The organism is Halobacillus locisalis, assembly GCF_013694105.1.
In the GTDB taxonomy this organism is placed as follows: domain Bacteria; phylum Bacillota; class Bacilli; order Bacillales; family Halobacillaceae; genus Halobacillus; species Halobacillus locisalis.
In genome coordinates, this window is record NZ_JACEFG010000001.1 from 23,620 (window position 1) to 38,316 (window position 14,697).

13 protein-coding genes are annotated in these 14,697 nt (G+C 42.9%); 12 read left to right on the forward strand and 1 reads right to left on the reverse strand.

The annotated features are described in order from the left end of the window. From ytpR to ytxJ, 7 genes are all read left to right on the forward strand, one after another. On the forward strand, positions 1-606 hold the full coding sequence (gene ytpR, locus H0266_RS00140) for a YtpR family tRNA-binding protein (protein ID WP_181470371.1): 606 nt from the start codon (positions 1-3) through the stop codon (positions 604-606). A 292-nt stretch (positions 607-898) separates the two neighbouring features. Next, complete coding sequence (locus H0266_RS00145) at positions 899-3,478, forward strand: DNA translocase FtsK (RefSeq protein WP_181470372.1); 2,580 nt, start codon at positions 899-901, stop codon at positions 3,476-3,478. 244 nt (positions 3,479-3,722) lie between these two features. Continuing rightward, entirely contained in the window at positions 3,723-4,835 is a 1,113-nt protein-coding gene (locus tag H0266_RS00150; RefSeq protein ID WP_181470373.1) for a nicotinate phosphoribosyltransferase, read from the forward strand. Positions 4,836-5,056: 221 nt separating this feature from the next. Next, the gene (gene murC / locus H0266_RS00155) at positions 5,057-6,352 is read left to right on the forward strand and encodes a UDP-N-acetylmuramate--L-alanine ligase (protein ID WP_181470374.1); all 1,296 of its coding nucleotides are present in this window, start codon (positions 5,057-5,059) and stop codon (positions 6,350-6,352) included. A gap of 185 nt (positions 6,353-6,537) precedes the next feature. Next, positions 6,538-6,948 (forward strand): DUF948 domain-containing protein, encoded by a 411-nt coding sequence (locus tag H0266_RS00160; RefSeq protein ID WP_181470375.1) that lies wholly within the window; start codon positions 6,538-6,540, stop codon positions 6,946-6,948. 21 nt (positions 6,949-6,969) lie between these two features. After that, a complete protein-coding gene (locus H0266_RS00165) occupies positions 6,970-7,398 on the forward strand; it encodes a YtxH domain-containing protein (RefSeq protein ID WP_181470376.1) in 429 nt (142 codons plus the stop codon). Positions 7,399-7,456: 58 nt separating this feature from the next. After that, the gene (gene ytxJ, locus H0266_RS00170; RefSeq protein WP_181470377.1) at positions 7,457-7,780 is read left to right on the forward strand and encodes a bacillithiol system redox-active protein YtxJ; all 324 of its coding nucleotides are present in this window, start codon (positions 7,457-7,459) and stop codon (positions 7,778-7,780) included. 86 nt (positions 7,781-7,866) lie between these two features. On the opposite strand, the gene H0266_RS00175 is transcribed toward ytxJ, so the two are convergent. Then, on the reverse strand, positions 7,867-10,023 hold the full coding sequence (locus H0266_RS00175; RefSeq protein ID WP_181470378.1) for a cell division protein FtsA: 2,157 nt from the start codon (positions 10,021-10,023) through the stop codon (positions 7,867-7,869). Positions 10,024-10,182: 159 nt separating this feature from the next. On the opposite strand from H0266_RS00175, the gene H0266_RS00180 reads away from it, so the two are divergent. The 5 genes from H0266_RS00180 to motS all read left to right on the forward strand — a co-directional run bounded on the left by H0266_RS00180 (position 10,183) and on the right by motS (position 14,696). Continuing rightward, positions 10,183-11,241 (forward strand): bifunctional 3-deoxy-7-phosphoheptulonate synthase/chorismate mutase, encoded by a 1,059-nt coding sequence (locus H0266_RS00180; protein WP_181470379.1) that lies wholly within the window; start codon positions 10,183-10,185, stop codon positions 11,239-11,241. Positions 11,242-11,897: 656 nt separating this feature from the next. Beyond that, entirely contained in the window at positions 11,898-12,023 is a 126-nt protein-coding gene (locus H0266_RS19545) for a hypothetical protein (RefSeq protein ID WP_281374187.1), read from the forward strand. A 26-nt stretch (positions 12,024-12,049) separates the two neighbouring features. Continuing rightward, complete coding sequence (gene ccpA / locus H0266_RS00185) at positions 12,050-13,051, forward strand: catabolite control protein A (protein ID WP_181470380.1); 1,002 nt, start codon at positions 12,050-12,052, stop codon at positions 13,049-13,051. 51 nt (positions 13,052-13,102) lie between these two features. Then, complete coding sequence (gene motP, locus H0266_RS00190; RefSeq protein WP_181470381.1) at positions 13,103-13,927, forward strand: flagellar motor protein MotP; 825 nt, start codon at positions 13,103-13,105, stop codon at positions 13,925-13,927. Beyond that, complete coding sequence (gene motS / locus H0266_RS00195; RefSeq protein ID WP_181470382.1) at positions 13,917-14,696, forward strand: flagellar motor protein MotS; 780 nt, start codon at positions 13,917-13,919, stop codon at positions 14,694-14,696. Before motP ends, motS begins: the two co-directional genes overlap by 11 nt. The last annotated feature ends 1 nt before the right edge of the window (position 14,697 follow it).

Consider the following 14,697-nt stretch of genomic DNA (forward strand, 5'->3'; position numbering starts at 1 on the left):
ATGGACGTATTTTACAACCAAAAAGGAATCGGGGATGTTCTCATCCTTCCGATCAAAGAAGGAAACAGAAATGAAGTCAAACATGAAACTTTCGGAGATGTTGTTAAAATTACAGATAGCAAAGATGGTTCTTTGCTAGGCTATAATATCTTTCGTGCATCTACTTATTTTGATATTCAAGAAAGCGGAAAGATGCGATTGACAGAAGAAATGCTTGCACCGATCAAAGACTTATTCACAAAGAATCAGTTAGATGATGTCTTGGACTTTGATTTATCACCGAAGTTTGTTGTCGGTTTTGTTAAAGAAAAAGAAGGTCATGAAAATGCGGACAAGCTAAGCGTTTGCCAAGTTGACGTAGGAGACGAGACGTTGCAAATCGTTTGTGGAGCTCCAAACATCGATCAAGGTCAAAAAGTAGTTGTGGCGAAAGTCGGCGCAACGATGCCAAGTGGGATGAAAATAAAAGACGCGAAATTACGTGGTGTTGCTTCAAGTGGGATGATTTGTTCTGCTAAAGAATTGAACCTTCCAGATGCTCCAGAGGAAAAGGGCATCCTTGTACTGGAAGATTCTTATGAAGTTGGACAACCTTTTGAAATGTAAGCCATCAAAGAGCAAAGCAGCTAAGCTGCTTTGCTCTTTTTAGGATGATGAAGTAGGACGGAGGTCTGCCTGTTGGACGGGAATAGGATTATAGTAAACCCATCTTTAACGATATGGCGAGGTCATTTCTCATAGGTTTTTAAGCTGTTTCGATAGATTTCAAATAAAAATCAGTCAAACCGTCGTACAAAAGTCATTTTTAAACGGATTGTAAACCAAATGTAGCCAGAAACCTGTTAAAATATAAGCTAACCACAAGAGAGATCTACATAAGAAAAGAGAGTGAGAAAAAATGTGGAGAGATATAAAAAATAAATGGAAACAATGGTTTCAAGCTGAAGAACATGAAGATGTTCCTGCACCAACTCCCAAACAAGAGCGACATGAGGTAAATGCAAAAACAAAAATGACGTACAAGTATCCAAAACAAGGAGAGTTTCGTTTTCCTGTGATTCCTGATCAAAAAACGAATCGAAGACAAGCAGCTCCGAGTTTCGAGCCTGCACAGGAAAAGCAGACAAGTCGAAGACGCTCGCAAAGATATGAACAAGCGGAAGAGGTTGACCCGAAACAGGAAGCGAAACAGACTCAAACGTCTAGAACTTTACCGGAGACATCTTCCGTCCCTTTTACACCAACAGATGTTCCATCTCCTGTTTATGGATATCATTCGCGGGAAGTAGCTGAAAGGGTTGAAGAACTGGAAGATGCTATAGCTGCGACTCAAGAAGAGCAACCGGTAGCTGAGCAAGATGGAGAGTGGGAAGAATTAAGGCGCAGGCTGAGAGAAAGGGTCAGTGAGAAGCCGTCTACTTTAAGAGAACTTCCTTTATATGAATACGAAGTGGAAGGCGGATCTGATTCCTTTGAAACAGAAGGATCGATTGAAAAGCCTGAAAACGTAGAGCAAATTGTGCTCGATTCAACAGTCGATTCAACCGTAACAGTAGATCAGGAAGGTGAAGCGGAAGAAGATTTTCAAGAGCGTTCTGTAGACGAAGGGCGTAATGTACTTTCTATGGAAGAGGAAGAGGTTCTGGAGCCGGTCGCAAATGACGATGTAGAGGACCTTACCACAGAAGAGGACGACGCTCAGGAGCTGGAAGATGTGGAGGTCGCTGATCATCTCGAGGAAGAGAAAGAAGAGACGAAACCTGTTGAAGAGCCAAGTAACGGAACCGAGGAAACCGTCCTGGAAGAACCTAAGGAAGACCTCCTGGAAAATCCTGCTCAGGCTGTTGCTCCGCCTGAGAAAAAGCTTGATCAACAGGGAGCTAAAAGGGAGAAGCGAACGGTTCCGTTTAATGTCATTATGACGCCAAGAGATAAGAGGACACGGGACAAATCAGCTAAGCCTTCTAGACCTGGCCAAGAAAATACACCCCAAAAAGAAGAACCACCTAAACAAGAAAAGAAAGTGGAGGCATTAGAGCCCCTAAGAGTGAACAATGAGCGTATCGAGTATCAGACACCTGTTCATTTATTAGATGATGCGCATAGACCTTCGGATACCGACGACTCATGGATTGAGGGGCAAATGGAACTTCTAGAGACAACGCTTCGTCACTTTCATGTTAAAGCTAAAGTTGTGAATGCTATGAAAGGCCCTTCGGTAACACGTTTTGAAGTGCAGCCAGAGCCAGGGGTGAAAGTAAGCAAAATCACTAATTTAGCAGACGATATCAAATTAAGTATGGCAGCGAGAGATATTCGGATTGAAGCGCCAATTCCTGGTAAACAGGCTGTAGGGATTGAAGTGCCTAACCAGAAGTCACAGATGGTCGGACTGCAGGAAATTTTTGAGTCGGACGCCTTTCAGAACGATCCTTCTCCTTTGACAGTAGGCCTCGGCCTTGATATTGGTGGAGATCCAATTGTGACCAATCTGAAAAAGATGCCTCACGGGTTGATTGCGGGAGCAACAGGGTCTGGGAAAAGTGTGTGTATCAACACCATTTTAGTAAGCTTGTTGTACAAAGCTCATCATGATGACGTAAAGTTCTTGCTTATCGATCCCAAAATGGTCGAGCTTGCTCCTTACAACGAGCTTCCCCACCTAGTCTCGCCTGTGATCACCGATGTGAAAGCGGCAACTACGGCTTTGAAATGGGCTGTCAAAGAGATGGAAGAGCGATATGAGAAGTTCGTGGAAGAAGGCGTTAGAGATGTTGAGCGCTATAATGATAAGATGATCAAACAACAAAGAGAAGATGAAAAGCTTCCTTACCTCGTCATCGTCATTGATGAGTTGGCGGACCTGATGATGGTTTCCCCTCAAGATGTCGAAGATGCAATATGCCGTATAGCTCAAAAGGCAAGAGCCTGCGGAATACACTTACTCTTAGCAACCCAGCGTCCTTCTGTAGATGTCATTACGGGATTGATCAAAGCGAACATTCCGACACGCATTGCCTTCAGCGTTTCTTCTCAAGTGGATTCAAGAACCATTATCGATTCAGGGGGAGCAGAGAAGCTTTTAGGGAAAGGCGATATGCTGTTTGTAGAAAATGGTTCTGGACAAGCACGAAGAATCCAGGGTGCATTTGTGTCGGATGATGAAATTGAGCGTGTTACGAACCATGTCAAAAAAATCGCACCTCCTCAATACCTTTTCCATCAAGAAGAACTGATGAAGCAGATTTCATCTGAAGAGGAAACAGATGAGCTATTTGAAGAAGCTGTTCGTTTTGTCCTACAACATGACGGAGCAAGTGCTTCTTTAATTCAAAGACGTTTCAAAGTCGGATACAACCGAGCTGCACGCCTTGTCGATCAGATGGAGGACTTCGGAATCATATCGGAAGCGAAAGGGAGTAAACCGAGAGATATTTTAATGACCGAACAACAAATTGAGGAGTTAATCAACGGTTGAGTACAAGGATTTAACTCAAATGCTTGTACTTAAAGCATCATTTCTATATGATTGACAATGAATGAAATTTATACTGCCTTAATAGACAGTACCCCTCCTTTCCTATTTTAAATGTAAATCTAAAAGCTAGAGGGGTACACTGCCTGTAAAGGCCCGTTGGTTCAACTGACGATCAGTGAGGATGAAATGCCCGACTGATTGAAGTTTCATTTTATTATGACCTCAATGTTTAAGGAGCAAAGTCATGAAGGAAATCTACAGAAAGTTAAACGGCGAAATTGACCGTTTAACAAACCATACATTTAAATTTGATGAACGCGTGGCCGAAGGTTGGTTCTCTGCGGTCTATTTTTTAAAAACTCGTGAGATTGTGGAGAACCATATCCCTGATAATGAAGTGACGATGCAATTTTTTCAAAAAGATGAAGCGGTTTTATGCGGGACAGATGAAGCGATTGCCCTCATTCACACGTTCGCTGAACATCCGGAAGAGTTAGAAATCTATTCTCTGAAAGATGGAGACAAAATCAGCCCCTATGAAACGGTCCTTACGATTACAGGACCTTATCAATATTTCGGTTTTCTTGAGGGGATTATCGACGGGATTCTAGCTAGAAGAACTTCTGTTGCTACGAATGTGTACCATGTGGTGAAGGCTGCAAGAACATCAGGTCGCCAAAAGCCGATCATTTTCATGGGAGACCGTGATGATCACTTCACACAACAATCAGGGGACGGTTATGCCGCATTTATCGGAGGATCCACAGCTCAAGCAACTCATGCGATGAACGAATGGTGGGGCAAAGAAGGAATGGGAACCATGCCTCATGCTCTCATCCAAATGTTCAAGGGGGACGTAGTAGCTGCAACGAAGGCTTACAATGCTCAGTTCCCTAATGATCAATTGATGGCCCTTGTCGACTACAATAATGACGTCATTTCTGACTCGTTGAAAGTGGCACGTGAATTCGGAGACGAGCTTAAGGGAGTTCGCTTAGATACTTCACGTAATCTTGTCGATAAATATTTCCTGAGAAATCAGCACTTGATGGGGACCTTTGACCCTCGTGGAGTCAATCCAGAACTCGTTTTTGCTTTAAGACGAGCGCTAGATAAAGAAGGCTTTCGTCATGTGAAAATTGTCGTGAGTGGAGGCTTCACGAAAGAACGTATACGTTCTTTCGAAGAACAGAAAGTTCCTGTTGATATGTATGGTGTTGGAGGAAGTTTACTGAAAATCAACATCGGATTTACAGGAGATAATGTCTTCATGGATGGGGATCATGAAGCGAAAGAAGGTCGAAAGTTCAACCCCAACCCACGTCTTGAATATGTAGAATATCATAAAGGTGAATAATCATTCGAAAGGCACCTGAGCGTGGAACGTTCGTGCCTTTTTACGCATGGAAGGCGTAGGAGGTTGAACACTTTTTCTCTTGTACGTTCCATGGTAAGATTAAAAGCGTTCTGACTATTCCTGGTCTCCTTTAAGGATGTTCCTGAGAATAAATCGCAACTTTATGATTTTTACATACACTATACTTAAAGTGATCCACTTTATTTTGGAGGTTCTTGTTTATGACGACTTACCATTTTGTTGGTATTAAAGGAACAGGAATGAGTTCGCTTGCCCAAATTCTGCATGATTCTGGCGAGAAAGTGCAAGGATCAGACGTAGATAAACACTTTTTCACTCAAGAAGTTTTGGAAGAGAAAAATATCGAGATCATGCCTTTTGCAAAAGAAAACATTCAGGAAGGGCTGACGATCATCGCTGGTAATGCTTTCGGGGATGATCATGAAGAGATTCAAGAAGCTCATCGTCTAGGTTTACCTTATTACCGATATCATGAGTTCTTAGGTGAATGGTTACAAAAATACACAAGTATTGCGGTCACTGGGGCGCACGGTAAGACCTCTACGACAGGTCTGCTCGCTCACGTGTTGACGGAGAACTATCCCACCTCCTATTTGATAGGAGACGGTACGGGAAGAGGACATGAGAACAGTCAATATTTTGCCTTCGAAGCTTGTGAATATCGTAGACATTTCCTAGAATATCATCCGGATTATGCGATTATGACGAATGTCGACTTCGATCATCCGGATTATTTCACGAGCGTAGATGATGTTTTCGATGCTTTTCAGGATATGGCGAAGCAAGTGAAAAAGGGCATTATCGCTTGTGGGGATGACGAGCATTTGCAACATATCCAGGCAAATGTTCCAGTTCTTTATTATGGCTTCTCGGATACGAACGATTTTCAAGCCCAGAACATTCGGGAAAATGAAGAAGGTACGATGTTTGATGTTTTCGTGAGAAATAACTTCTATGAAACGTTCACCATCCCACAGTATGGAAATCATACGGTGTTGAACGCGCTAAGCGTGATTGCTATTTGTCATTATGAAAATATGCAGCCTGAACAGATTCAGAAGCTCGCTACTTTCAAGGGAGTAAAGCGCCGCTTCACAGAAACGAAGCATCATGACCAAATTCTCGTAGATGACTATGCTCATCACCCGATTGAGATTACAGCGACGATTGATACGGCGCGCAAGAAATATAAAGAACGCCCAGTGGTGGCGATTTTTCAGCCTCACACGTTTACACGTACGAAGACATTTTTGAACGAGTTTGCGGAAAGCTTGAAACAAGCCGATCACGTTTATCTTTGCGATATTTTCGGGTCCGCACGTGAAAACGAAGGAAAGCTGACGATTGAAAATTTACAAGAGTTGATTCCAGAAGCTGAAATTCTTCATTTGGATGAGACGGAATCTTTACAATCCTATTCAGACGGCGTTCTGCTATTTATGGGAGCTGGAGATATACAAAAGTTTCAAAAAGCATATGAAGAGCAAGTCCACTAAAAAACGTGCGGATCAACTGGTCCGCACGTTTCTAATTACACTATGAAGAAAAAAGGTAACAAAAAATGTAGAGGAAAAGAGGAAAATGTATCTTGTGCCTCGAATAATAACATATAACGTTTTAATTCCCATGAAAATGGGTATAATTAAAAAGATAAATACATATTGAAGGAGTGTGCAGGGGGATGATCATCATTTTGTACATTGCTGCTTTAATTGCAGCAGTGGCTTTTGCTGTTCTTGCCATTTTCTTGGCTAGGACTTTGACCGCTGTTCGTCGAACGATGAATAATGTCGCCGACACCCTTGAAGGTGTTGAAAAACAAATGGAGGGTATTACATTAGAAACGACAGCTCTCCTGAATAAAACAAACAAGCTAGCCGAAGATGTCGGTGAGAAGTCCCAGAAGCTGAATACCTTAGTTGATGGAGTGAAAGGAATCGGGGATTCCGTTCAAGAGTTTAACCAATCCTTGCGGTCCGTATCACGTGGGTTGACGAAGTCAGCTAATGATCACACGGAAACCGCGGCTCAAGCCATGAAGTGGGGACAAGTCGCGATTAATCTATGGAAGAAAGCTAAAAAAGAAATTTAATTCTAAAGAGGAGGAATTCAAATGGCACAACAGAACAACAATCAATCAAATGGAAATGGTAGGGATTTCGTATTAGGATCTCTGATCGGAGGAGTTGTAGGAGCGGTCGTTGCCCTACTATTTGCACCAAAATCAGGTCGTGAACTACGTGACAACATCAACGAAAGCTCTGGGGAGTGGAGAGAACGTGCTGGTGAGTGGAAAGACGTAGCTTATGAAAAGAGTGGGGAATGGAAGAATCGCGCTGTAGAGACATCTTCTCAGTGGTCTAAGAATGTATCTGAGAAATCCAATGAAGTATCTGGAAAAGTCAAAGACAAAGTGAAAAATATTCGTTCTAACGAAGATGATGAAGCCGAAAAAGCGGCTCAAGAAGTAGCAGAAGCGATTGAAGAGGCTGCTCAGGAATTAGAGAAACAGCAAGACTCTACAACGTCATCGAACTTATAATATAATGAAGTGGAGGCGATGCGCCTCCACTTTTTCATTTTTGAAAGGAGAGACCAAAATGAGCATACAGGTCTTAACGAACGAGAAAGACTTTCGAGATACGTTAGAGAAGGATGCTTCCTTCTTTTTATTGAAAAACAGTTTAACCTGCCCCATCAGTTCAGCTGCACACCAAGAATATGAGAAATTCAGTGAAGTGTCTTCTCTTCCTTGTTATGTGTTGCATGTACAAGAAGCCAGAGATCTCTCACAGTCGATAGCTAAGGAGTTCAGTGTCAGACATGAATCTCCGCAGGCCTTGCTTTTCCAAAATGGAGAGGTTATATGGAATGATAGCCATGGGTCTATTACGAAACAAAAATTAGTGCAAGTTGGGCAGTAAAGAAGATTCTTTTAATAGGAAAATCCAATACGTAAAAGAAAGAGGCACTGGAAGGGATCCAGCGCCTCTTTCTTTTTTACTATATATTACGAATCAACGCGTTGTGGTGCAGCAATCTTCAGCCGATCCCCCGGGTGAATGGGTTCGTGGAAAGAGGTCTGCTTTCCATTTCTGTAAAGTTCAAAGGGCCTTGGCACTTGAGATAACTCAATATCCACATAGCGGAAAACGTCTTGGAATATAAATGGTTTATGATCCACGTCTTCTGTAGTGACTTGTTCACCTGGACCTATACAATCGTCCCCTGAAAGTTCTTCTTCTCCCCGTTTAACTCTGATACGCTGTTTATTCAATTCGATCGGTTGACCTTCAAAGAATACATCCACTTTTTCCTTCACTTCAAAGCCGAGAAGTTGTAACAGTTCTGCATATGAAGCTTTATCTTGAGGCTTAGTGTGAATGCTGTCACCGTCTTGGATGAGTGTTGTAAGGTCAGCAGTACTTCCGTTTCTTAAAATCGTGTTCACGTCGTAAGGCCAAGGGAAGGATGAACCGTTCACCCATAGAGAAGGCGAAGAAGAGCTATCCAGTTCCTGATCCCCAAGCTTTTGCAAAAGCTTTTTTAAGTCACCTATCGTTTTCAACTCAAGATGTTCAACTTGATCATGATCCCGAATACATTGTTCTCTGTTTGCAATCTTGCCATTTATTAAAACGGCAGGTGCTGATAATGAATACCTTCTTTCGTTGAATATGATATCCAGCGTGGTCATATCTCCAATCAAGTCTTCTGCTGTAACGGTAGGAGGGGAACCGTCCATTCCCTGCTGCACTTGTACAGAATCTCCGTGTTGTATAGGAGTTTCTAGGGTCGCCTGCTCATTATTTAAAGTGAGAGAAGGGCGTGTGCCGAACGACCCCTTTAAAGGGATGGTAGAGCCGTTAACAGTAATCATGTAAGCTTGCCCGGGCTTTCCGTACAAGTGCGATAGATCGATTCCAGCTGATAATAAGCTATCTCCAACGGTTAACGACTTCATGTCGAACAATCGTATCGCGCGACTATTGACTTCAACACTGATGTAATGAACAGGGTTTTGTTTGGCTGCAATGGCAATTCCTACAGGAGTAACGAAATCTGGTCCTTGTGGAAGGTGATCTTTATCTTCTAAGCCTTGTATGGCATCAATGCCACGTATGGCGACACGATTTTCTGGTAAGTTCAGTTTCTTTGCTAATCGTTTCGTCAAATCGGGTGTCTGACTACCTCCCCCCACAAGCATGACGGCTTTAGGCGCTTTTCCATTCATGAGCAAGATTTCATCTCCGATTCGATTCGCGAGTAAGTCAATGCTTGGTTCAATTTGTCCCACAAGCGTTTCATAACTGACTTCAGTTTCGAAGCCGAGAATGTCCGTCATCATGGCTTGTCCTTGCTCGCTCACCTGTCTTTTAGCAGCCTCTGCCAGAGGAAAATCTAGTAAGTAGGCATCGCTGATCGCTTCGGTTATTTCATCTCCTGCGACGGGAACCATTCCATAAGCCGTAACGGTTCCTTCATCCGTAATGGCTATGTCGCTTGTACCTGCTCCGATATCTACTAACGCTACGTTCAAGCGTCTCATAGAGGGTGGAATCAACACTTGAATGGCTGCAATCGGTTCAAGTGTGAGAGCGTCCATTTGCAAGCCGGCTCGCTGTAGTGCTGAAATCAATGATTCGACAACCACTTTCGGTAAGAATGTAGCAATGATCTCGATAGTAGCTTCATTCCCTTGTTGATCTATTAAGGAGCCTATGGGCTGGTCATCCAAGTAATAATGAAGTACAGAATACCCTACGCAGTAGTAATCCGTGCTTTTTGTGTCTGTAGCGTCTAATGCCATCTCATATTGCGCCTGTTGAACAGCGCTGAGCTCTAAGTGTGACACATCATCATATGTCATTAGTGGGTGGTTATGTATCGCTCTCTTTATAGACGTTCGATGCGTTCTTAAGGCACGTCCAGCTGCTGCAACACACACTTTTGTCAGCTCACCATGCCGTTCTTCTAACTCCTGCTTAACGTCTTCGATGACTTTAGAAACGGATAATACGTCATGAATTTGACCGTCCAACATGGAGCGTTCTTCATGTTCTTTTGTAATCATATCAGCTACTCGATATGAGGAACCGTTCTTTTTCATGATGATTCCAACGACAGATCTCGTTCCTATATCTAGTGCGAAAATTTTCTCATCCATCTGCTATTTAACCTCCGAGTGGAAAAAATTCTTACTTTTCTTTTGTGAAAACCTTTTCTAAGGGTGACAACATTCGAAATATTAGCTATAATTGTCCCTAATTATCTTAAAAGTATCACATTTCAACAGAACAATAAACTATCATAGGGGGACGAATTGATGAGTAACCAAAAGCTCGACCATTTACGCAGCCAGTTAGACGATGTTAATTTGCAGCTATTGAATTTAATTAATAAACGCGGTGACTTGGTAAAGGAAATAGGGCAAATTAAAGAACAGCAAGGGACCAATCGATTTGATCCCGTGCGCGAGAGAGCGATGCTGGATCATTTATCGAATCATAACCAGGGGCCATTCGAAGACTCGACAGTTGTTCATTTATTCAAAGAGATCTTCAAAGCAGGATTAGAGCTTCAAGAAGATGATCATAGAAAAGCGTTGCTTGTATCTCGTAAGAAGAAGCCTGAAGATACCATCGTCAACATCAACGGTGAAAAGATCGGAGAAGGGGATCCGAGCTTCATTATGGGACCTTGTGCTGTAGAAAGCTATGAACAAGTATCGACCGTTGCGCAGGCTGTAAAAGAACAAGGTCTTACTTTAATACGTGGAGGAGCTTTCAAGCCACGTACGTCTCCTTATGACTTCCAAGGGTTAGGCATTGAAGGGTTGAAGATGTTGAAACAGGCAGCAGATGAGCAAGGCTTAGCTGTAGTCAGTGAAATCGTCAATCCAGCTGATATTGAAGAAGCCCTCGATTACTTAGACGTTATTCAAATTGGTGCGCGCAACATGCAAAACTTTGAATTGTTAAAAGCGGCTGGATCTGTGAATAAACCCGTATTGCTAAAAAGAGGCATGTCTGCAACGATTTCCGAATTCATAAACGCAGCAGAATACATCATATCTCGAGGAAATGAAAATATTATCCTTTGTGAACGTGGTATTCGGACTTATGAGAAAGCGACAAGAAACACGTTGGATATCTCATCTGTTCCGATCCTTAAACAGGAAACTCATTTGCCTGTCATGGTAGACGTCACACACTCAACAGGACGCAGGGACCTCCTGTTGCCTGCGGCTAAAGCAGCGCTGGCAATTGGTGCTGACGGCGTCATGGCAGAAGTTCACCCAGACCCTGCTGTTGCATTGTCTGATTCCGCTCAACAAATGGATATCCCAACCTTCCAATCATTCATGAGTGAATTGAGAAGATAAAAGAAGGAAGAGTCAGGCATACGCCTGGCTCTTTTTATATGAAGAATACTACCAAACCTTCCTCATCTTCAGCTAATTCGGCAATCGGGCAGGATTGTTGAAGACTCGATATCGAGATGTTGCTAGGTTCGTCACCATATGAGAGACAGGGGTGGTTTTGAAACAACTCGCTTTCCTGCGGGGGAGCCGCCGAGCCTCCTCGGTCGTTGCACTCCCTGTGGGGTCTCGACTAGGTCCTTCTCCCGCGGGAGTCTCGCTGTTTCAAAACCACCCCTACCGACATCGAGAGGAACGAACCCCTTAGCATGATGAATGAGGGTTGATCAGCTGATAAAGCAAAGCCACTACCTTGCATAAGTCCCCTCTCCCGCATCATGCCCTTTAATGACCGGCTAGCTTCAATGTTTCCGTTCTCCTCATAAAAGCAAGATGGGACGGGAAATGGTGAGACTCCTGTGGGATGTACATGATCGGTGAGATCCCGCAAGGCGAAGCCTGAGGAAGCTCAGCACATGCCCACGGAAAGCGAGCCATTTCCCGTCCCTTCGAACGCTACATGATGTAACGGAAACCACCAATATGTCTCAGCATTGAGTGTTCGAGATATGGGGGAGATTATTGAATGAGTAGGAAGAATAGGAGTGGGATGATAATTAATGTTTCCTAGAACAATCGTTATTCGTTATAATAAGAAGGGTATGCTAAAAGAGGAGAACTACACGAAGATTGCGGAACGTAGCTATCTATCGTATGATTATTTTATTAAACAGAAAGTCGTTTAGAGGGATTCGACGAAGGAGGATGCAATATGAATGTAACAATATATGATGTAGCAAGAGAAGCCAGCGTATCAATGGCGACGGTATCACGTGTAGTGAACGGAAATCCAAACGTGAAACCAGCAACAAGGAAAAAAGTTCACGATGCCATAGAAAGACTTGGCTATCGTCCGAATGCAGTTGCAAGAGGACTTGCGAGTAAGAAAACAACTACGGTGGGTGTCATTATCCCTGACATCTCAAGCATATTCTTTGCTGAGCTTGCTCGTGGTATTGAAGACATTGCAACGATGTACAATTACAATATTATCTTAAGTAACTCTGACCAAAATAAAGATAAGGAAATTCATTTGATCAATGCCATGTTAGGGAAACAGGTGGATGGACTTGTATTCATGGGTGGAAAAATAACAGATGACCACATTCGTGAGTTTAAGACAGCTTCTGTACCGATTGCGCTTGCAGCCACCGTTGACGAAAGTGGAGAGACACCTTCCGTTAACATCAACTATGAACAAGCCGCTTACGACGCAACGGAATTACTTCTTTCTCATCATAACGAACGAGTAGCTTTTGTTTCAGGTCCAGAGGATACAGTCGTTAATACCGAAAAACTATCTGGTTATAAACGTGCGATGAAAGATCATGGCCACGATTCCCCTGATAAATGGATCGTTACAGGCGACTACTCTTATGATTCCGGTATCGAAGCATTGGATCAGCTTCTAGAAATGGACGAGCAACCATCTGCTGTATTTGTATCTGCTGATGAAATGGCTCTTGGTGTCATACATGGGGCACAAGACAAAGGGATGAAGGTTCCAGAAGATTTAGAGGTGTTCGGATTTGATAACACGCGCCTAGCCACAATGGTCCGACCTACTCTTTCAACAGTCGTTCAGCCAATGTATGACATCGGTGCTGTAGCTATGCGTCTATTGACTAAATTCATGAATAAAGAAGAAGTGGAAGAGCAAAGCGTGATTTTGCCTCACCGAATTATTGAAAGAAACTCAACTCAGCAGAAATAGTACCGATATAGATAGTAGACTGTATCTGTACGAAACTGAGGAGAGAGTAATATGGCAAAGAGAGATTTATTAACTCCCATAGGGATTACCATTGGTTTCATCATGGTCATTTTCGGAATCATGTCGAATGCGGGCTTTAGTGGTATTACATCGTTTATTCAAGCGTCTTCCATTGTCATTGTTCTTGGAGGACTGATTGCTGCCTTACTTGTCAATTTCAACTTGAGTGAGCTGAAACTCACATTCCGTGTAACCAAGGAAGCGTTTAAAAGTAGCGATATGAATTTGCGTGAATTGATTACATTGTTTGTTCAATTGTCCGAAAGAGCGAGACGAGAAGGGTTGCTTGCTTTGGAAGCGGAACTAGAGGAAGTAGAAGATCCTTTTATAAAAAAAGGAATACTGCTTGCCGTGGATGGAATTGAACCTGAAGTCATCAACGATATTATGAATGCGGAAATTGTCGCCGTTGAAGAGCGTCACCAAAAAGGAAGAGCGATTTTCGAGAAGGCAGGGGAGTATGCTCCTGCTTGGGGAATGATTGGAACATTGATCGGTCTGGTTCTCATGTTACAAAGCTTGACGAGTCCCGAAACGCTTGGACCCAAAATGGCGGTTGCTTTATTGACTACGTTTTATGGTACTCTCTTAGCTAATCTAGTGTTTATTCCGATGGCTGCTAAATTGGAGAACAAGACAGAAAAGGAAATATTCATGAAGCAAGTCATCATTGAAGGGGTCATCGGTGTCCAGTCTGGTCAGAATCCGAAGATCCTTGAAGAAAAACTGGGTGCCTTCTTATCGGAAGAAGATAAGAAGATCGTAGAGGAAGAAAAGCAGGAGGATACTCTAGGAGAAGCGGCCAATGAAGCTTAACCGTAAAAAGAAGACAGACAAGGGTGCTCCGAAGTGGATGACTACCTACGCAGACATGGTCACGTTGATTTTAGTGTTCTTTGTACTATTGTTCTCGATGTCTCAAATTAACTTGGTTAAATTCGAGGCGATTGCTGAATCCTTTCGTAACCGAATGATCTTTGACTTTTATCCATCTCAAGTAGAAAGTGAATACCCTACTGAATCAACAAAAGTCCAAGAAAATGGTGAAATGAATAACGAGTTCGAAGAACCAACTGACACCCCGGATAACATTGCTGAAGAAGAGGCTACGAAAGCGATGGCTGACTTGGAAGAGTTGAAGAAAGAGGTCGACCAATACTTAGAAAACAATCAGCTAAACGATATCATTTCGGCCAATCAAACGGAACGTGGTGTCGTGCTTGTTTTAGAAGAACAACTTCTATTTGAAACGAGTGAAGCCCAAATTCTTGACGGAGCGAAACCGTTCTTGAGTAAAGTCGGAACATTATTGATGAATATTCCGAACTTTATCAAAGTAGAAGGGCATACGGATAACCGTCAAATATCAACCTTCCGTTACCCATCGAACTGGGAGCTTTCAGGCGCTAGAGCAAGTAGTGTCATCAGGTACTTAACCAACTCGACAGAAGGACTTGCTCCTTCCCGTTTCACGGCTGTTGCTTACGGCGACACGCGTCCGGTTGCACCTAATGATTCTCCTGAAAACTGGGGGAAAAATAGAAGGGTTGAAATAGTCATTTTAAAACCTGAATACAGCCAATAAC